Origin of the sequence: Chitinophaga sp. XS-30 (genome assembly GCF_008086345.1) — a bacterium.
Taxonomy (GTDB): domain Bacteria; phylum Bacteroidota; class Bacteroidia; order Chitinophagales; family Chitinophagaceae; genus Chitinophaga.
The window spans coordinates 1952863-1973317 of sequence record NZ_CP043006.1 but is presented as its reverse complement, the minus strand read 5'-3'; the positions used below and the strand labels follow the sequence as shown (position 1 = coordinate 1973317).

The window sequence follows — 20455 nt, the reverse complement described above, 5'->3', positions numbered from 1 at the left end:
CCGCGGGATATTGCTGCGGTGAACATAAAAACTGCGCGGCTTAAAATACTACTGGCAGGAATCTTTTAATTTTGCAGGCATCATATCAAAAACAGCATTATATTTTGGAAGACGTTTCATTTGAGTGGAAGGAACAACACTGGCGGTTGTCCGCCGGAAGAGCCGTGTATTGGGAGGAGGAACAAACCCTGATCCTGGCGGACCTGCATGCAGGCAAATCGGCCCACTTCCGGAAAGCCGGCATTGCCGTTCCGGCGAATATTGTGCAGGAAGACCTTTATCGTCTGCAGCAGCTGATCACGAAGTATTGCCCGGTCCGGGTGATCGTTGTGGGGGATATGTTTCACAGTTCCGCCAACAATGATGTGCAATATTTCAGGATATGGCGGCAACAGTTCCCGCATATTCATTTTATGCTGATCACCGGCAACCACGATATTCTTGAACCGGCCATGTACGATGATCTCCGCATCAGCCTGCAGGATACATTGAGCCTCCGTAATATATTCTTTGTACATGATGCCGCTGATACTCCCGAAACACTGAAAGACCAGTATGTGCTGTCCGGGCATATCCATCCGGGAGTGCGGTTGGTGGGATATGGAAAACAAAGCCTGCGGCTGCCCTGCTTTTATTTTGGTCCTGATGCGGCGGTACTGCCGGCGTTCAGTCATTTTACCGGTACTTATTCGCTGGAGCCGGAACCGGCATCTGCGGTGTTTGTGATTGCGGAGAAGAAGGTGTTCCGGGTGTAGTTCAGAAGGTAATTTCTCTCAATTTCAACAGCAGCTCCGGCAGAAAGGTGTTTTTGATCTCCCAAACAATTCCGTAGTCGATTCCGAAATAATCATGCACTATCCTGTTTCTAAACCCTCTTATGCGGTGCCAGTCGATCGCAGGATAGTTGTCCTTAAAATCTTCCGGTAATCTGTTGGCCGCTTCTCCAATAATTTCAAAATTCCTGATCACGGCGTCTACAACCATACTATCCGCGATAACTGTTCGTAAGTCAGCTTCCTCGTATAAGACAGGATTTTTTCACCGCTATCGATAATATCTTCAATCAGGAGCCTGAGTTGCCGTTTAGACATAGACTATTTCGGGTTCTATTTCCTTATAATATTTCTGTTTGATACCGTTTCTCGAAACGAGATCAACGGGACGCTTCATTTTTTTCTCGATGTAGTCGGCCAAATCTATGAATTCAATGCCGACAGGCTGGCTGAAATCCACAATTATATCAATGTCGCTCGCAGCGGAGAAATCATCCCTTACAACAGAGCCAAATAACCCAATAGACCGGACATGGTATTTATCCACCAATTCCGGTTTCAATTGCAGCAATATTTGTTTTATGGTCCGCAAGTCTGTCATTTTACAAATATATCAAACATTTCCATGCGATCATGGCGGAAATAACGGAAACAAAAAAGGTGCCGGGGAGAAAATCCGGCACCTGGTTAATGGTTAACCCAAGGGGAACGCACAATGGAGCTGTTCATTGCATATAATTGGGGAGGATGTTAATTTTTCATCTGCTTTTTGAGCAGGCTCACCTGTTCCTGCAACTGGTTGACCATACCGGCGAGGTGGTTTACACTCATGCGGTGCTGTTGCCCCATTTTCTGAATGACCGCATCGGCCTGCCAGATCTCCAGTACTTCTTCCATATTAACAGGATAGGGATCGTATTGCGGATTATCCGATACGAGGGTCACCTTGCTTTTGGAGCGGTTGCTTTTGAGCACTCTTTTATACACGATGCCTTCCCGGTTCGTCACAACAACGTATGCCTCATTGTTCCGGATATCTTCCCATCCTTCTACTTTGTGGCAAACGACGACCGAGCCGGAGGGCGTAGGCAGCATGGAGTCCCCTGCGATCTCGAAGGCCCGGTAACTTCCTGCACCCAGCATGGGCAGGGTAAAGGTGTTCAGTTCTTCGATAAATTCATCATCATTAAAACCAGCCAGGTAACCGGCAGCGGCTTTTACGGGTACGAAGACCACATTCTGGCGGTTATTGCTCCCCAGCTTTTGCTGGCGGCGCCTTTCCAGGAAGCTCTCCTTCTGGGAGCTCAGATCTCTGCGCAACAGGTCATCGATCGATACACGAAACATATCGCTGACCTGTTCCAGCACTTCTGTGCGCGGCTCGGCCCGTTCTTCCTCATACGCCCCAAGCAAGGAGCGTTTGATATTTAAACGGTCTGCAAATTCCTGCTGCGTCCAGCCTTTTTGCTTGCGCAGATATTTCAGATTACGGCAAACAGTAGACATCCCTAAATTATTTAGTACAACAATGCTAACAAAATTAGCAAATAATTTTGATAATAACCAAATATATCTTCTGCACAACGCTTATTTTTGTTCCGGACAAACTCAATTATTATGCAACATACTTTAGTGATCATCCATTCACTCGTAAGATGGCTGATCCTGCTTTTTGGCATCTGGGCGGTTATTCGTGCATTGATGGGCGTTAGCGGCAAATCCGCATACAGTTCTTCCGATGCAAAGGCAGGGCTTTTTTTCATGATCTTCCTGGACATCCAGATGCTGCTGGGCATTGTGCTGTTGTTCATCAGCCCTTTTGTGAGCTTCGATATGGGCACCACCATGAAGTCCCCGGGGCTCCGTTTCTTCACGGTTGAACACACGATCATGGCCATCATTGCTATTGCACTGGTACATATCGGTCGCGGCAAGATCAAAAAACTGACGGACGATGCAAAAAAACACCGTACCGCGCTGATATTCTTCGGCCTGGCCCTGATCGTGATCCTGGCCCTTATTCCCTGGCCGTTCCGGGAAGCCCTGGGCAGGGGGTGGTTTCCGCAATTCTAGATCATCATCTATTTATACAAAAAAAGTAAGAACAGGTTTCCCCGTTCTTACTTTTTTGTTTGATACAGGGCGCTTGCCTTTATCCCTGCGTTTTATAGAAAAGCCGGTAAGAATAGATGTAGGGCAGCGCCGCCAGTGCGCCCGCCGCGAAGATGAACAGGAACACCCCGCTCACCACAGTGAGGAATATTCCACCCACAATGATCCCGATCCCTACGAATATCCATAATAAACCGGCCATGCGGTGCGTCTCCCTCCAGATACCGACCTCCTTCAGCGTCCAGGGCGTACGGACACCCACAAAGTTATTGGGCTCCAGCCGGCGCAGATAGAAACCGATGAAGACGATCAGCACGCCCACGCCCACAAATACCCATTTTTCCAGGAAAAGCTCCCGGCCCGCGCTCACGAGATAAATGATCAGCGAAGTAAATACAGCGAGATAAATATGTATCCTGAAACGGATCCCGTAATACGCCCGTACATGGGCCGCCACCTCTGCCGCCGTGGTTTCGTCCTCCTCCACTTTCGGTACATAACGAAAGAGAAAATACAGCAACGCGTTGGTGAAGAACAGGAAAATCATCAGTAAAAGGAACTCACTTTTATCCCCCGCCCTGTCCGGCACGCCGTTCAGGTTGAAATTGGTGGGGATGATCTCCGGAAGGCTATTCCAGATCGCGCCGAGGTACACCATCGGCAATATCACAAGTGCGAGCAACAGCACTTCTTTGACAAGGCCTGTTTGTTTCATGGCTGCTTTGGATTAGTTCTCTATATAATCTACAGTTATCAGGCCAATATGTTTTAAAAACTGAAAAATAATTGCTAACATTTTTAGTTTATGCTAATTATTTTAGTAATTTAGCTATAAAGACATGAGTATGTTGCTGGATGGTCAGCGCACGATCGCGCATTTTGACATGGATAGCTTCTTTGTTTCCGTCGAATGCAAGAAAGACCGGAGCCTCAAAGGGAAGCCGTTGCTGGTGGGCGGGCGTAGTGACCGGGCCGTGGTGGCCGCCTGCAGCTATGAAGCGCGAAAGTTTGGCATTCATTCCGCCATGCCCATGAAAGTGGCCCTGCGGCTTTGTCCACATGCCATTGTCCGCGGCGGGGACATGGAAGAATACAGCAGGCATTCCCGGGAGGTAACAGAGATCATCGCCGGTATAGCGCCACTGTATGAAAAGTCGTCCATCGATGAATTCTACCTGGATCTGACCGGCATGGATAAATATTTCGGATCGCTGAAATGGACAAGCGAACTGCGGCAAAAGATCATCAAACAAACCGATCTGCCCATTTCGCTTGGCCTGGCATCCAACAAAATGGTTTCCAAAGTGGCGACCAACGAGGCGAAGCCTAATGGCCAGCTATCCATCCCTTTCGGACAGGAAAAGCTGTTCCTCGCACCGATGGACATTGGTAAAATACCCATGGTAGGCAAAGAAACCGCCGCCCAGCTGCGGCGCAGAGGAGTGGAAACCGTAAAGACGCTGAGCGAGATCCCCATCGGCCTGCTGGAAGCCTGGCTGGGGAAAAATGGCATATCCCTCTGGAATAAAGCCAACGGTATTGACGAATCACCTGTTATCCCCTATCATGAACAAAAATCCGTGTCTACAGAAAACACTTTCGGCACAGATACGATAGATATGGACCTGCTGCATTGTGAACTGGTACGGATGACGGAAAAAACAGCCTTTGAGCTGCGTTCGCAGAACAAGCTGACGGGATGTGTGACCGTGAAGATCCGGTATTCCGATTTTGAAACGGTCACCAGGCAGATGAGCATCCCGTACACCGCCAGCGATCATATTCTGCTGGAGAAAGTAAAAGAGCTCTTCCGCAAATTGTATGACAAGAGGTTGCTGGTGAGACTGATCGGCGTCCGCTTCAGCCATCTTGTGTCGGGCAACTACCAGATCAGCCTTTTTGATGATACGGCAGAAATGGTTGCTTTATACCAGGCGATAGACAGTATTAAAAGTCAATATGGCTGGCAATACCTGGTGCGGGGCAGCACGCAGCAGAGCCGGTTCCGGGAAAAGCTGATGCCCTACCAGAAGGAGCAGCGGGAACTGGTATGGAAAAAGCGGTATCCGGCGGGATGAGCATTTCAGGGAAAATCAATCATCCATCAAACAAACGGAACATGTATCTCAATTGCAAAACCTGGTTCAGCCTGCGGTATGGGACCATCAGCACCAGTCAGTTGGTTGGTCTTGCAAAAGAATACGGTATTACGTCCCTGGCATTAACGAACATCAACGCCACAACGGATGCCTGGGTGTTCGTCAGGGAATGCCGGGAGCAGCAGATCAAACCTGTCCTCGGGCTGGAATGCCGCAATGGCAACGCTTTCTGCTATATATTGCTGGCGCAGGATATGGAAGGCTGGTTGCAGATCAACCGTTTTTTGTCCGCCCACCTGATGAACGGCACTCCCTTTCCCGCGACCGCGCCCTATCTCGCCCATACGTTTGTTATTTATGCCTGGGGCGCCAGGGACCCGGAAACACTGGCCCCACACGAGCTAGCGGGAATAAGGCCGCGGGAGATCAACAAACTCTTCCGCACCGATACAAAACGGTATGCGGACAAGCTGGTGATCCTGCAGCCGCTCACTTTCCAGGACGCCGGCCAGCATCAACTGCATTGCGTACTAAGGGCGATCGACAACAATCTGCTGATCAGCCAGCTCCCCCCGGAAGAAACCGCGGGCACAGATGAGCGCTTTATTACACCTTATCAGCTGCTGGAGCATTTCAAAGCGCATCCGCACATCGTCAGAAATACCCTGCTGGTCATGGAGCAATGCGAAATAGATTTTACATTCGGCCGGCAGCTTAATAAAAAATATTTCACCGGCAGCCGGGAAGCGGACCGGGAACGGCTGCGGGCACTTGCGCTGGAGGGGATGGAACGGCGTTACACCGCCCCCGCGAAGCGGGAAGCAGCCAGGGAAAGGATAGAGAAAGAATTGCGTATCATCGATCAGGCGAACTTCAATGCGTACTTCCTGATCACCTGGGACATTGTGCGCTATGCCCGGCATCGCGGATTCTTTTATGTTGGGCGCGGCAGCGGCGCCAATTCCATTATCGCTTATTGCCTGGAGATCACCAATGTAGATCCGATCAAACTGGACCTGTATTTTGAGCGTTTCCTCAATCCCCACCGCACAGCGCCGCCGGATTTCGATATTGATTTCTCCTGGGCGGACCGGGACCAGGTCATCGATTACATCTTCAAACGCCATGGTGAGGAACACACCGCACTCCTGGGCACGATCAGCACATTCCAGACCAATGCCATCGTCCGGGAACTGGGTAAGGTGTACGGGCTTCCCAGGCAGGAGATCGACAAAATACTGGAAAACCCTTACCAGGTAAAGCTTGGCGGAGACCCGGTGCATCAGCGGATCATTACGTTCGGGACCATGCTGGCCAATAAAAAACACGCCTTCCCCAATCATCTGAGCATCCATGCCGGCGGCATCCTCATCAGCGAAGCGCCCATTCATCAATACTGCACCACGTACATGCCGCCCAAAGGATTCAGCACTGCGCAAATGGATATGCATATTGCAGAATCTGCGGGACTGCACAAATTCGATATTCTCAGCCAGCGCGGCCTCGGGCATATCCGCGATTCGCTGGACATCATCCGCCGGAACAAAGGCGTGGAAATTGATATTCATGATGTGGAGCATTTCATGGAAGACGAAAACGTACGAAATGCCCTGCGCACCGTCGATACGATCGGTTGTTTCTATATCGAATCCCCGGCCATGCGGCAATTGCTGAAAAAACTGGCCTGCGATGATTACATCACCCTCGTTGCCGCCAGCTCCATCATCCGGCCCGGCGTAGCGCAAGCCGGCATGATGCGGCAATACGTGCATAATTTTCATGCCCCGGAAAAAGTGGAATACCTGCATCCCATCATGAAAAAGCTGCTGGGTGAAACCTACGGGGTCATGGTGTACCAGGAGGATGTGATCAAGGTAGCCCATCATTATGCCGACCTGGAACTGGCGGATGCGGATACCCTTCGCAGGGCGATGGGCGGTAAATACCGGGGAGAAGATAATTTCGGGAAGATAGAGCAGCTCTTTTTCGATAACTGTGCAAAACTGGGCCGCCCGGAAGCGGTGAGCCGGGAGGTATGGCGACAGATCGCCAGCTTCGCCAACTTCTCTTTTTCCAAGGCCCATTCAGCCAGCTTTGCCGTAGAGAGTTACCAAAGCCTGTACCTTAAAACCTATTATCCCGCCGAATTCATGGTGGCCGTGATCAATAACTTCGGCGGGTTCTACAACCGCGAGCTTTATTTCCGCGAACTGGAAAAGACCGGCGTACATATATTCCCGCCCTGCATCAACAACAGCAGTTACCTGACCGATATCAGGGGCAATGAGGTGTTCACAGGATTCATTCATGTAGACAGCCTGGAAGAAGCCTGGATAAAAAAAGTGCTGGAAGACCGGGAACGGGACGGGCCTTTTACAGGGTTCGAGAACTTTGTTGAAAGGGAAGCCCCCGCGCCGGCGCAATTGGAAATACTCATCCGGATCGGGGCATTTAATTTTTCCGGATACACAAAAAAAGAGCTGTTATGGAAAAGCTCGGCCCTGCTGAAGCATGCCGCCGCAGATGAGCTGCATCCCCGTCTGTTCCGGGAACCTTCGCGCGACTGGGAACTGCCGGACCTGGCATACCACCGGCATGAGGACGCTTTTGAAGAAATAGCCCTGCTGGGATTCCCGCTTTGCTCTCCTTTTGAGGTGCTGGACCACGACCAGCGCCATTATCTGCCGGGCGCTCAATTTGCGCAGCACCTCGGCAGAAACATCTGCACACTCGGCTATCTCGTATGCCTCAAACATGTGTACACCAGCAAGAATGAACCGATGTGCTTCGGCACGTTCCTGGACCGGGAAGGCACATTCATGGACACCGTGCATTTTCCCGCCAGCCTGCGGCAATATCCTTTTCAGAAAAGCGGGTTTTACATCCTGGAAGGAAAGATTATAGAAGAATTCGGGGTGTTTACCCTCGATGTGGAGCGAATGCGGAAGATCGGGTACTTTGAGGATAAACCTGTGGAAACCGGAGCGATGCGGAATAGTCTGAGCCTGTAGTGTGTGCTATACCCGGTCAAATGCATGGTGCGATGTAACACAGCAGTTATCGCAAAGTACGGGGACGGTCGGGCGCAGGCGCCTGACACCGGATAAAAAAAGGGCTGCATCGACCTGCGATACAGCCCCGGTATATCATACGGTCCCGATCAATCCAGATCGAAGAGCCCTTTGTTCAGCAATTGCAGTGTACGCTCCTTGTATTGTCCGTTTACAAGGATGGAGATGTTATGACGACTGCCGCCGTAGGAGATCATACGCAGCGGTATCTCGTTCAGCGAATCGAACAGTTTTTTAATAATGGAAGGCGTTGCCGCTACTTCATTGCCCACAATGGAGACGATCGCCTGATGATGGTCCAACTCCACCGTTCCGAAGGGTTGCAATTCTTTCAGTATCTGCTCCAGGTTCTTCTGGTCATCTATCGTGATGGATACGGCTACTTCCGAAGTCGTGATCATATCGATCGGCGTACGGTATTTTTCGAACACCTCGAATATTTTGCGCAGGAAGCCGTAGGCCAGCAGCATACGGCTGGATTTGATCTTGATGGCGATGATGCCGTCTTTCGCAGCAATGGCCTTCACACCGTCGCCATTAGGCATTTCGGTGATGATGGTGCCTTTTGCATCGGGCTGCATGGTATTGAGCAGCTTTACCGGAATATTGAAATGCTGTGCCGGCCAGATGGACGCGGGATGCAGTATCTTGGCGCCAAAGTAGGCCAGCTCGGCCGCTTCATCGAAAGACAACTGATCTATCGGGAAGGTTTTTTTCACGACACGCGGATCGTTGTTGTGCATGCCATCGATATCCGTCCATATCTGCACTTCGGAGGCCTGGATGGCTGCACCGATGAGAGAAGCGGAATAATCGCTGCCGCCGCGTTTCAGGTTGTCGATCTCTCCTTTTGCGTTACGGCAGATATACCCCTGGGTGATGAAGATCGTCTGTCCTTTCTGCTGTTCTATGAGCGCGGTCAGCCGTACTTTCATCCGCGGGATCTCCGGTTCCTCGAACTCGTCTATGCTCATGAATTCCAGCGCCGGCAGCAGCACTGCATTGATACCCGCTTCTTCCAGATAGGCGCAGAAAAGTTTCGTGGACAACAGTTCTCCCTGTGCCAGGATATCTTTGTTCAGCGCTTCGTTGAAGGATATCTTGAGGATGATATTCAGGAATTCGAAATGTTCATCTATAATGGCTTTCGTCTTTTCCCGCCCGTCTTTTCCGCTGACCAGCTGTTCGCAAAAAGTACGATAATGGCTTTCCAGCTTGTCGATCTGCTGTTTGGCCTGTACCTTTTTCCCTTCGGAAAGGGATTGGCTGATCTCTACGAGGGCGTTAGTGGTACCCGACAAGGCAGACAAAACCACGATCTTGGCATCGGGATCCGCTGTTATCAACTTCGCTACGGCATGCATACGCTCCGGTTTTCCAACCGAGGTCCCGCCAAATTTCAAGACTTTCATTTGTTATTTTGATCTATATAATGCTTAAAAATCGATTTTAAGTTTCATGGCCACTTCTCCCAGGTCTTTTACCACCGGAGCAAGCAGCGGAATGCCTGTTTTCAGGCGGTCGGCCTCCATTTCCCGCTCCGGATCGCCGGGTATCAGCACTTTCTCCTGTCCCGCTACGGTACCTGCGTTCCGGAAACGGTTGATCCAGGTATCCATATTCGCTTTGAACTCATCAGCCGGGCGGAATGCGTCTATCCGCATAGCGCCAAAGAAATGGCCCAGCCCTTTCCCCACCGGATCGGGCGGCAGCGGCAGAAAACTCACGAACGGCGGCGCCCAGGGCCCATAATTTGCCCCCGAAAGCACGGCCGAAAATATATCAACTATTGCACCCAGGCAATAGCCTTTGTGACTTCCGTGTTCCCGGTCGCCTCCCAGCGGCAGCAAAGCCCCGCCCTTCTTCAATTCGTCAGGATTCTGACTGGGGGTGCCTGCTTTATCCTGTATCCATCCCAACGGCGCTTCCTGCTGTTTGCGCTGCAGTATCTCCAGTTTGCCGTTAGCGGCGGTGGTGGTGGCAAAATCGGCGACAAAAGGCGGTTGCTCCCCCGCCGGAATGGCCACAGCAATGGGATTGGTACCGAGCATGCGTTCCGTGGCAAAAGTAGGCGCCACAAGCGGGCTGGCATTGGTCATGGCCATACCGATCATATCGTGTTCCAGGGCTTTCATGGCATGATAGCCGGCGATACCGAAGTGATTGGAATTGCGGACGCTCACCCAACCTGTGCCGGCGGTACGGGCCTTCTCAATCGCCACCTGCATGGCAAAAGGAGCCACTACCAGGCCAAGACCGCTGTCCCCGTCCACTACCGCGGTACTGGGGGATTCATGCACGATCCGGATATCCGGGGTAGCGTTGATACGGCCTGCCTCCCACAACCGGATGTACCCGGAAAGCCTTGCCACACCGTGAGAATCGATCCCCCGGAGGTCGGCGGACACGAGAACGGCCGCAGCCAGGGCAGCCTGGTCAGCCGGACAACCCATCTTTATAAAAACCTCTTCTGTAAACGTGCGTAAATGATCGTAGGAAAAAACTTGCTCCATTCTCTTGATTTATGCCTGTGCAGTAGGGCCACCGAAGTTCATGGGAACGGTAACAGGCTCCTGGTCCTCGATCGTGCCATGTGCGGATTCATATTTCTTGATATTGTCCAGCATGGCTTTCATCAGGCGCTTGGCGTGCTGTGGCGTCAGGATGATCCGGGATTTCACCTTTGCTTTCGGCAAACCCGGCATCACATTAATAAAATCCACCACAAATTCGGACGGGGAATGGGTAATGATCGCCAGGTTGGCATAGGTCCCGTCTGCAATTTCCTCGCTCAATTCAATATTGAGCTGCTGCTGCTCATTTTGATTTTCCATGGTACAAAAGTAAAGAACCCCTTTGGGATTTACAGGGCTGTTTTTGATTATTCCGGAACAAGGCGGCGGAAAAAAGGCGTATCGTACAGGGGAGGCTGATTATCAGGGCGGCATATCTGCACAGGGAAGCGTCCGGCAGGAAAAAAACGGTGATCAGGAACAGGCTATCGAAAAACTGCAGGCCTTCGGGCAAAAAAAAGTCCGGCGCACAAAGCAGCCGGACCCTTACCAATTTCTATAAAAGTAAACGATTGGGGTTAAGGCCTGTCCCACCAGACCCTGGTGGATAATTCGTCCGGCCCCTGTTCGGCAACAACGGCCTTGTAATTTTCGGTATTGAGATCACGTTCGGTGCTGATATAACATTGCCTGCGGGGTATCTGCCCGCCAACATTCACTGCATCGGGAGCGGGCTGCAGTACGGGATAGCCTGTTCTCCGCCATTCCGCCCAGGCTTCATAACCGTTGCCCAGGAAGAAATTGATCCATTTCTGGGTCTGGATGCGCTCCAGCTTTTGGGCAGCCGTTTGGGCCGGTAACAGCACCACCTCCGGTGATACGGGATACACGGTGGTATCCGCTGCTGCCACAGTGGTGCCGGCCAGCCCGTTCCATTTTTTCATGGAAGCGGTGATCCCCCGGTTGTACCAGCTGATCATTTCCGCATCGCCACCGGGTATCCATCCGATGAGGGCCGCTTCCGCCATGGTGAAGCAGACCTGGGCGTAGGATGTCAGCACACTCGGGAAAGCCTGCCTGGCCGGCGTGGTACCGATCAGGCTGTAGGCCGAAGTGGAATATTGGGCATTCCTGCCATAGGGCACCCCTCTGTAGGTGCCGGGGGCATTGGCCGGAGGCCGCGCAAAAATGGGCAAGCGGGGATCGGCCAGCGTGGTCAGTTTATCAACGAATGTTTCGCTGACGCCATAGTCGTACCGGCTTCTGTAATTGGTGAACCAGGGGCTCTCGAAAGCCTGCGTAGCCTGATAACTGTAGGCCGCATCATCCTCAATACCCGTCATCAGGCCGGCAGCCACGGCTTCCTGAAAAGCAGCCTGCCCCGCAGCGGCATCTTCCGTTCCGGATATACGCAGCGCGGCAATCGCACGTAACGTATTGGCCCATTTTTTCCAGCGCTGCCAGTTGCCATCGAACAGCGGATCGTTGGGCATAGCCGTGGTGATCTGCGCGGAAGCCTCTTTCAACTCTTTCAGGATATCCGCGTATATCGACTGCTGATCATCGAACTTCGGTTTGATATTCTCCGTGCCTTTCAGCGCTTCTGTATATGGAATGGCGCCCCATCGGTCCGTCATATGCAGCATCAGGAAAGCCCTTAACGTCCTGGCATGGCCGAGCTGGTTCTCATTCGGACTGTTGTCCGTCACTTCCTTGGTATCCTTTGTGTCCGGGTCCGTATTCAGTTCGATGATACGCGTCAGGTCCATCAATGCTCCGGTGTATATGGCGTTATAACTGTATTCCCGGTTGAAGTAACGGGATTCGTTATTATAGATAAATTCCGCCAGATGCTGCACATACAGCACGCCGCCCGCGGCATTCGGCACACCGGCCAGGCCCACTACGGCGCTGCCGAAGAGGAATTTGGTACTCGGCTGTGCCGGTGTATTGGGATTGACGTTCATATCCCCGAAATCCTTTTTACAGGAAACGGCTGATGCCATGATCATTCCCAGCATCCCCGCCGATATTGTATATTTCAAGCTGATGAATTTCATCTTTAGTCCGGTTTTGATGTTAGAAATTGACTTTTACGTTAAAGCCGATGGAACGGGTGCCGGGCAACTGGCCACCTTCCAGCCATGACGTTTCCAGTTCCGAAGGATCAAGGCCCTTGGCTTTGCTGTAAATGAGCCAGAGGTTCTGGCCGATCACGGAAACACTGAGCCCTTTGACGGGTGTGCGCTGGAAGAGGCGGTCAGGCAGTGAATAGCCGATGGACAGCTCCCGAAGCTTTACATAAGAGGCATCGTAGGTCCAGTTTTCCCAGAGGGAGAATAAATACGATTCATACAGATCTTTCGTATCCGCATACACTTCATTCTGCTTGCCCGTATTTACATTGATCGCATCGAGCCTGATACCGCCGCCATCATCAATGGCATTGCGTTTAGGAATACCTTTGTCGTTATTACCAACCGTTTCCGCACTGAGACCGGAGCCGGCGTTGAACATTTTGGTAATGGAAACGAAACGGCCGCCTTTCTGGAAGTCCATCGCAAAATTCAGGAAGAAATTCTTGTAGGTGATACCGGAAGAAACGCCGCCGGTGATATCCGGTGTTACATACCCCAGCTCCTTCGTATTGGTCATGAGCGGATATCCGTCATCATCCACCAGTATCTTCTGCGTAGCAGAATCGCGCTGGAATCCGCCGCCGATGATCAGGCCGTACGACTGCCCTTTCATGGCATTGAGAGAAACACGGGGAGAGCCTACGAAACCGAATGACAGTGCGGAGCCGTCCAGCGCCACCTGCAGGTTATTGATATCTCCGTAAAGAGAAACCACCTTGTTCTTGAAAAAAGCAAAATTGATATCGATATCCCAGTTAAAGTCGCTTGTTCTCACTGGCGTAGCGCCGATGGAAAACTCCCATCCCTTGTTGGTCATTTCACCGGCATTGATCACCTGTCCCGAGTAACCGGAAGAGTTGGGCAAAGAGATATTCACGATCTGATCCACATTGCGGCGGTAGAAATAGTTGGCATCCAGCCTTGCGCGGTTGTTGAAAAACTGCAGTTCGGCGCCTATTTCGTAGCTGGTAGACAATGCGGGCTTCAGGTTATCATTGGGCCGGATATCCGGCACATTCTGGCGGGCGTAGGTAACGGTAGCGGAACCTACGGACTTTGGAAAGTTGGTGCCGAGGGGGAATGTTTCATACACATTGTAGGGGTCCACATCGGAACCTACGCGGGCCACGGAAGCACGCAGCTTGCCGAAGCTCAGCACATTCCGCTCGCTGAACAACTCCGTGAAAACAAATGCACCGGAAACGCTGCCGTACACATAGGAATTGTTATGGTCCGGCAAAGTGGAAGAGATATCATTCCGGACAGATACGTCCAGGAACAGCATATCCCGGTATCCGGCAGATACGTAGCCGTACAGGCTGTTGATCTGGCGGTTGGACATGAAGTTGGTAGCCACTTTTTCGTTGAGCGAATTGCTGACATTATAAACATTGGGAACAATGAAGCCGCCTGCCGTTGCCGCTGTTACCAGGTAACGTTTCCGTTTGTTGACCTCGCCGTACACCGCAGCACGGAAAGTGAAATCGCTGAAAGTCCGGCCATACTCCAGCGAGCCGAGATAGCTGGTTTCGGTCCGTTTATCTTCATTCGTACTGAAGGAAGCGGGACTGAGCGTAAAGGAAGCAACGCGGTTGTCGCTATTGGAATTTATAAAGGTGCCCCGGCCGATCACGGAAGCTTTGAATCCGTTGAGGAAGCTGTAGGAGAGCGTCATATTGCCGAATACGGTCTGCTCGTAATTATGGCGAACGTTCTCATACGCTTCAGTATAGGGATTGTCCCAGTACTTCGGCGTTGGATTGGTCGGCGAGGTGATGTTCCAGCTGCGGAAACTGCCATCAGAACGTTTGTAATATTCCTTCAGTTTATCCGTTTCGATGTTGCGGTGGAACCATTGGTTGAAAGAGCCGGCAGTTTGCGTGCCGTATCCTTCCCGCGGGATGTTGAACCCGTATTCATACACGTAGTTTACGTTGGTGGATACCTGCAGGTTCTGCGCCAGGTCGAGGGAGCCGTTATAGGTGACCCAGTTCTTCTGTTGTTTGGAATTGGGAATAACGCCGGTACGGGTGAGATTGGTGAAGGAGAAACGGTTGTTATAGCCTTCGCCGTTCTTGCTGAATGATACGGTGGTGTTGTTGGCAACGCCGGTCTCAAAATAGTCCCGCACGTTATTCTTCTGCGCTACAAATGGTTTCAGTTTGCCGAAATCGGCGCCAACTGTGGGGTCCCATGCATACCAGGGAGCGTGCATCGTGCCATCCAGTCTTGGTCCCCAGCTTTCGTCCACTTCGTAATTGTAATAGTTTGCGCCATCCAGCACCTGGAATGCGGGATCGTGCAGCGCGGGGTTGTAGGTGAAGGTGTTCCATTCCTGGGAGCTGCCGCCGCCGTACTCATTCTGATATTCCGGCAACACATACACCCGTTCGAAAGTGGTGGTGTGGTTCAGTGTTACCCCGATGCCCGAGCCGCCGGAACGTTTGGTGGAGATCACCACAGCGCCTTCCGATGCGCGCTGCCCATACAATGCGGTAGCTGCAGGCCCTTTCAGTACGGTGAGCGAAGCTACATCGTCCGGGTTGATGGAAGTAGCCGGTGTGATCACGCCATCAACGATGTAAATCGGGTTACCGCCGGTCAGGTTGTTCACCCCCCGCAGACGGATCTGGGTGGTGCCGAATTTAGCGCCGGAGCCTCCGCGCAACTGTACGCCGGCTACCTTGCCGGCGATGGCGGTGTTGAGGTCCACCTGCTTCGTTTGCGTGATCTTGTCCGATTTGATCTCCTGCACGGCGTAACCCAGGGATTTCTTCGCGCGGCTTACGCCCAGGGCTGTTACGACCACTTCCTGCAAACTTTTTGCATCGGAAGCGAGGGTAACACTCAGCGTATTTTGTGTGCTCAGAGGGATTTCCCGTTGCAGAAATCCAACGCTACGGATAATGAGCACTACGTCATTCCCTGAAATGGAAAGGGAGAAATTTCCTTGTTGGTCAGCGGTGGTTCCCGAAGTAGTGCCTTTGACCTGTATAGTGGCAAATGCAACCGGAGACCCGTCGTCTCCTACCACCTTACCCGTCACCTGGCGTTGCTGTGCAACCACCAGACTGACACTCACCATAAGCATGGTGAAAAACAGCAAAGCTTTTTTCATAAAAAAAAGTTCAGATTTTGGATGATAAACAACTAGTAAAATTGGCGGAAACTGGTTCAGATGTCTTTTGTCAAGTCATAAAGCGGGTTTAGGTTTAGATTCAGATGTTGATACGCGTATGTTCAAGGGAATAGCAGCGTGATCGGCACTATGTTCAATGCAGTTATTACGGGTTTTAGCGTTCGGTGCTGAATTGAATGCAAACGTCCTCCCTTTAAACAGTTAACTTCTAACGTTTATTTCCGGGTTACTTCGTCTTGAAAAAATAATGGACAGGGTAGAAGAATGGCAGATCTTTTACCACGGGTTCCTTTGTTTTGCTTAAATCTTTGTTGTAATCTGATACATGCGGTCTGGTTAAACTTCGATTTAGATGTTGATACTTGAGTAGAATAAGGGCTTTTCAAATGACCTTATCTCCTTCAGATTTTGGATTTTTATTTGTTCGCTGATTTTGGATGTCTAATGTAAGTTAGCATTTTTTTTATTTCACAAAAAAAATCTGGTTAATGTTTTGTTAAAAACACACTTCTTTCGATCGCTATTTGGGTGATTTCCAACTAGATAACTTCGTAAAATATTTTTTTCGCCCGACCCATCAGCTTGCTTGCCCAAAATGCGAAAAAAACTGCTGCAAGAATATCTGCCATAAAGGGTTTCAGGGGCAAAGCGCCTCCGCCTGCGTAGCAAAGAAGCCGCGGCTATCAAGATGGGGGATACCGTTTACTTGTGGGTTGGGTTGTGTTGGGTTGGCTTTTGCTGGGTTGTGCTGGGTCGTGTGGGTTGGGTTGCGTTGTGTTGGGTTGGTTGTGCTGGGCTGGCTTGCGTTGGCTTCTGTTCAGCTCAATGCTCCCACTGCAGCTGGAATTGCAGGCTGCTGCGCTTGCTCCCGTCAATAGCATCCCAGCCGGAGCCGATCCCCGCAGCCCCGGGATGCACCGCCTGCTGCCAACGGCACCACAGCGAAAAGGCGCGGGAGAAACGGTATTGTGCCTGTGCCTGTACAGACCAGCCCCTGCCGGAGAGGCGCAACAGCGAATTGTCTCCCGGAAAGCCCTGACCCGAAAGAAAAAGACCATCGCCTTCCGCGGTATCGAACCAGGTATGCCCCGCGGAGAACCGCCAGGCGCGTTTCAATTTTGCCTTCCATTGCTGGTGTACCAGCCATGCTTCCCTTGCCGTTCCACCGGCGCCTGTACCGGGATCTTCATTCCGGTACAGGCCTGACACTACCCGGCATTTCCAGCTTAGCCAGGGTGTTAGCTGTACGCTTGCCTGACAGCGCAGTTGCTGCCGTTGCAGCATCGTCACATAATGTTGCGGCAGGGAATGTCCCGAAGCATTTTGCGGTTTGTGGTCGTAGCGATACTGTGCGGTCAGCTCCGTTGTTTTATCCGGCCGCCAGGCGAGCGCCAATAGCAGATCGTATCCGTCAGATGGGCTGCTGATCCTGTATTTCAGCCATGGAAAACGGAAGAGGTCCGCATATGCGGATAGTTCCCAGCGTGCTCCCCACTTCAGCAACAATGCCGAGTAAAGGCCTGCTTCATTGGAAACCGTAGCGCTTTCACCGAAGGCGTTGCCATAGAGCGTTTGATAAGCAGGGCTTTCATAACGGTACACCAATGCAATATCCGCTCCATGCGCCAGGGAAGCCAGCATTCCCTGCAATATCGCATATGCTCCCTTTTTATCCACCGCCGCTTCCCCGAAGAAATGAAGGTTACGCCAGCCAAATGCATGGTCCACACCGGCATTGAGATAATCATTCCCTTCAAACCCGAATACCCGGTATAACTCATCGCCTTTCCGCAGTGCTTTTGAGAAACGGTGCGCCAGTACATTCACTGCAATGTGCCCGCTTTCGTGTTCCCACTTCAGCACGCTTCCGGCGCTATGTTGCAGCACGTTTCCCCGCAATGCCAATTCCGACGCTGTTCTGTGATAACCCGAACTGACGAGCGATCCGCTGTAAGCATCGGCAGTTGAATCTCCCGGGCTGCGTGCATCCAGGCTCCTGCGGGAGCCAAAAGCGGTCAGTTCCCAACGCCCCTGCCGCATGGTGATACCCGCGCCGCGATAAAAGAAGAATTCGCCTGCCGAAGCATAGGGCCGAAGCACTGCTCCCTGCCGTTTTACCTGCATCACAGCGGCACTTTTACCGAATGCGAGGCCATGCCATTGCACAAGGCCCTGCCCGATATTTACCGAAAAGTCACCAATAGCCAGTGCTTTGATCTTCCCGATCTGTTGCAGGAAAACGTGATAACCGTAGTGATCGAACCCTTTGCGCTGTGCACCCTTGAAAAACTGCTCTCCCGCATCTTTCTCCATAACCAGGCCCCAACTGGCGTAACGGGTCAGCTGATAACGGTAGCGCAGCATGATCTTGTCGGGACTGCCATTGTAATACGCACCGAGGCTGTCCCGGTGATGATATCCCCTGGCTAATTCCAGGGGTCGGGCATACCGCAGTAACACGACATGCCGCCCTCTTCGCGCGTAGTCTTTCCAGGTGTAATAAGGCTCCAGCCCCGCACCTGCCGTAATAAATGGCAGCAATCTCCTGATCAGCGGAAGATCAAACCCCGGGACTGCCTGCAATTCATAGATACTCAACAGTGCGCCCAGTGTTTTCCGGTAAACCAGGAACTGCGAGACCTGCAGGGCACCCATCAGGCCAAGCGCATGCAGTGCGGGAGCATCCGCAGTATTCAGGTTCAGTTTCCTGCGGGAGTATGCCTCCAGTGTTTGCGTCTGTTCATCCTCTTCGGGAAGCTCATTTTCCTGTTCTCCCAGCAGTTCCAGCGGGATGGAGCTTTCCTCCTCCTCCTGGGCATGCAGCGATCCGCTTAAAAGCATCAGCATCACCAGCATCAGTCCTTTCCCCATACTACCATCATTGAAGGTGTTATTCCCAGCAGGGGGTGATAACTGCCGCTCATACTGACCTTCAGATCGCCAATACTGTACCCGATCCCCGCGAACTGAGCGGCAGGCTGTGTAACAAAGCCACCCATCGCCCAAAAAACCGCCACGGGCCGGTACACGATGCTGATACGGGAAGACAGCGGCATGGCGGCTTCTTTTCTCCATTCCGCTTCCAGCAGAAATTGCGGTGACGGCTCATACCCAAGACCGGCGAGGTAAACCGCCGGCGGGCCTCCTCTCCCGGAAGGATGAAATAATTGCAGACCGATCCTGCATTGATCTGTCAGCTTCCCGATCACACCGATCTCCGCCAGCAGGCCAGAGCTGCCGTACCCAGGCATTAACGTCCGCCGGTAATCCATACGCAGACCGGCCTTCAGGCGATTTCCCAGGGGCAATGCATATGCGAGGCCGATCAATTGCTCCCGGAACAGCACATAGCCCTGTTGCCAGATACCAAACCCTAATACCCCGGAAGAACCCCGCAAAGGCACACCTAACGCCATCGAATACACGCCAATTTCCTTCAGCAAAAACCTGCGTTCCGCCATCAGTCCCGCCGAAAAACGACGAACATCCGCCAGTGCGGCCGTATTGCCGAACTGTGCGAACACCTGTGAGAAACTCTTGCTGTAAGCCCCCGGAAGCGGGGCTGCAGGGATCTGTGCAAATAATACCTGCACAGTAAAGGCACAAACAATCATCAACATAAAATGCATAACTGTGGTTGAACAAACAGAAATTAGTTACGCTGTAAATGTAGGAGAAGCCGGTAAACGCGCCAAAAAATGCATCTCCGGATTTCGGAGATTAAACTTCGATTTTCCGGGAGGAAGCGGTAAGAAAACGATTGTAACGAGCCATGCAATAGGGAAATAACACCCGAAAGAAATCTCTGATATCCTGAGATACTGGAATAAGAAACCTGCCGTAAGAGGCCATGCAATGGGCCAATATCCAAATCAGTACGATACCGGCAATACACCAAAAGATAAATCAACACCATGCCTATGCAAAGGCAGCCCTCCGCAACGATCAATCAGAACAACCCGTGCAACTCGGAGTCGATGCGCGAAATGATCTCGCCCAGATCCTCCTCCTTGTCGGGGAATTTATTCTTGTCTACGTCAATGATCAGCAATGGCCCGTCTTTATATTTCTCGATCCAGGAATTGTAAAATTCGTTCAGCCGTTTAAGGTAGTCCAGCCGGATATTCTCTTCATACTCCCTTCCTCTTTTCTGTATCTGCGCAACGAGCGTTGGCACGGATGCCTGGAGATAAATAAGCAGGTCCGGCGGCTTCACCATCGATTTCAATGTCTCGAAGAAATTGAAATAGTTATCGAAGTCGCGCTTCGTCATCAGCCCCATCTCGTAAAGGTTGGGAGCAAAGATGTGCGCATCTTCGTAAATGGTACGGTCCTGTATCACCGTCTCTTTCCCATGCTGGATATCCACCAGCTGCTTGAGGCGGCTGTGGAGGAAATATACCTGCAGGTTGAAGGACCAGCGCGGCATATCGTCATAAAAATCGGTCAGATATGGATTGTGCTCTACATCCTCGAACTGCGGCGTCCACCTGTAATGTTTGGCCAGCATTTCCGTCAACGTGGTCTTTCCTGCGCCGATATTGCCGGCGATAGCGATATGCTTGATCTTATTTTTTGCCATGCATGGGGAGTATGATGTAACAAGTTAT

Annotated in this window: 16 protein-coding genes and 1 pseudogene; 5 read left to right on the top strand and 12 right to left on the bottom strand. The window is 51.7% G+C overall.

The genetic code is table 11. The features are described 5' to 3' along the window. Positions 1-104 precede the first annotated feature (104 nt). The gene (pdeM, locus tag FW415_RS08160; RefSeq protein WP_246858974.1) at positions 105-755 is read left to right on the top strand and encodes a ligase-associated DNA damage response endonuclease PdeM; all 651 of its coding nucleotides are present in this window, start codon (positions 105-107) and stop codon (positions 753-755) included. Position 756: 1 nt separating this feature from the next. Here pdeM and FW415_RS08155 read toward each other — a convergent pair. The 3 genes and pseudogenes from FW415_RS08155 to FW415_RS08145 form a co-directional block, all read right to left on the bottom strand. Next, a pseudogene (locus FW415_RS08155) lies at positions 757-1005 on the bottom strand (DUF86 domain-containing protein); the annotation flags it as partial. Between the two features lie 78 nt (positions 1006-1083). Next, entirely contained in the window at positions 1084-1374 is a 291-nt protein-coding gene (locus FW415_RS08150) for a nucleotidyltransferase family protein (RefSeq protein WP_148383770.1), read from the bottom strand. Positions 1375-1523: 149 nt separating this feature from the next. Continuing rightward, positions 1524-2279, bottom strand: a complete 756-nt coding sequence (locus FW415_RS08145; RefSeq protein ID WP_148383769.1) for a LexA family transcriptional regulator — start codon at positions 2277-2279, stop codon at positions 1524-1526. 111 nt (positions 2280-2390) lie between these two features. On the opposite strand from FW415_RS08145, the gene FW415_RS08140 reads away from it, so the two are divergent. Further along, the gene (locus FW415_RS08140) at positions 2391-2846 is read left to right on the top strand and encodes a cytochrome B (protein ID WP_148383768.1); all 456 of its coding nucleotides are present in this window, start codon (positions 2391-2393) and stop codon (positions 2844-2846) included. 79 nt (positions 2847-2925) lie between these two features. Here FW415_RS08140 and FW415_RS08135 read toward each other — a convergent pair whose 3' ends face one another. Then, positions 2926-3600 (bottom strand): SdpI family protein, encoded by a 675-nt coding sequence (locus tag FW415_RS08135; protein ID WP_148383767.1) that lies wholly within the window; start codon positions 3598-3600, stop codon positions 2926-2928. Between the two features lie 124 nt (positions 3601-3724). On the opposite strand from FW415_RS08135, the gene dinB reads away from it, so the two are divergent. Further along, a complete protein-coding gene (gene dinB, locus FW415_RS08130; RefSeq protein WP_371417044.1) occupies positions 3725-4963 on the top strand; it encodes a DNA polymerase IV in 1239 nt (412 codons plus the stop codon). 41 nt (positions 4964-5004) lie between these two features. Next, positions 5005-7995: a DNA polymerase III subunit alpha gene (locus FW415_RS08125; RefSeq protein ID WP_148383766.1), complete on the top strand. Its 2991-nt coding sequence runs from the start codon at positions 5005-5007 to the stop codon at positions 7993-7995. Positions 7996-8144: 149 nt separating this feature from the next. On the opposite strand, the gene FW415_RS08120 is transcribed toward FW415_RS08125, so the two are convergent. The 3 genes from FW415_RS08120 to FW415_RS08110 are packed head-to-tail and all read right to left on the bottom strand — an operon-like array spanning position 8145 to position 10889. Beyond that, positions 8145-9467, bottom strand: a complete 1323-nt coding sequence (locus FW415_RS08120) for an aspartate kinase (protein WP_148383765.1) — start codon at positions 9465-9467, stop codon at positions 8145-8147. Positions 9468-9491: 24 nt separating this feature from the next. Then, positions 9492-10568 carry an Ldh family oxidoreductase gene (locus FW415_RS08115; RefSeq protein WP_148383764.1) on the bottom strand — a complete coding sequence of 359 codons (1077 nt, stop codon included), beginning with the start codon at positions 10566-10568 and terminating at the stop codon, positions 9492-9494. A 9-nt stretch (positions 10569-10577) separates the two neighbouring features. Continuing rightward, entirely contained in the window at positions 10578-10889 is a 312-nt protein-coding gene (locus tag FW415_RS08110) for a DUF3467 domain-containing protein (protein ID WP_148383763.1), read from the bottom strand. A 22-nt stretch (positions 10890-10911) separates the two neighbouring features. Between FW415_RS08110 and FW415_RS08105 the strand changes: the two genes are divergently transcribed. Further along, positions 10912-11130, top strand: a complete 219-nt coding sequence (locus tag FW415_RS08105; protein WP_148383762.1) for a hypothetical protein — start codon at positions 10912-10914, stop codon at positions 11128-11130. A gap of 16 nt (positions 11131-11146) precedes the next feature. Here FW415_RS08105 and FW415_RS08100 read toward each other — a convergent pair whose 3' ends face one another. From FW415_RS08100 to FW415_RS08080, 5 genes are all read right to left on the bottom strand, one after another. Next, on the bottom strand, positions 11147-12628 hold the full coding sequence (locus FW415_RS08100; protein WP_148383761.1) for a SusD/RagB family nutrient-binding outer membrane lipoprotein: 1482 nt from the start codon (positions 12626-12628) through the stop codon (positions 11147-11149). Positions 12629-12647: 19 nt separating this feature from the next. Continuing rightward, positions 12648-15824 (bottom strand): SusC/RagA family TonB-linked outer membrane protein, encoded by a 3177-nt coding sequence (locus FW415_RS08095; RefSeq protein ID WP_148383760.1) that lies wholly within the window; start codon positions 15822-15824, stop codon positions 12648-12650. Positions 15825-16667: 843 nt separating this feature from the next. Further along, a complete protein-coding gene (locus FW415_RS08090) occupies positions 16668-18716 on the bottom strand; it encodes a helix-hairpin-helix domain-containing protein (protein WP_148383759.1) in 2049 nt (682 codons plus the stop codon). Next, entirely contained in the window at positions 18701-19465 is a 765-nt protein-coding gene (locus FW415_RS08085) for a hypothetical protein (protein WP_148383758.1), read from the bottom strand. The genes FW415_RS08090 and FW415_RS08085 overlap by 16 nt, the downstream gene beginning before the upstream one ends. A gap of 329 nt (positions 19466-19794) precedes the next feature. Next, positions 19795-20427: a deoxynucleoside kinase gene (locus tag FW415_RS08080; protein ID WP_148383757.1), complete on the bottom strand. Its 633-nt coding sequence runs from the start codon at positions 20425-20427 to the stop codon at positions 19795-19797. Between the last annotated feature and the right edge of the window lie 28 nt (positions 20428-20455).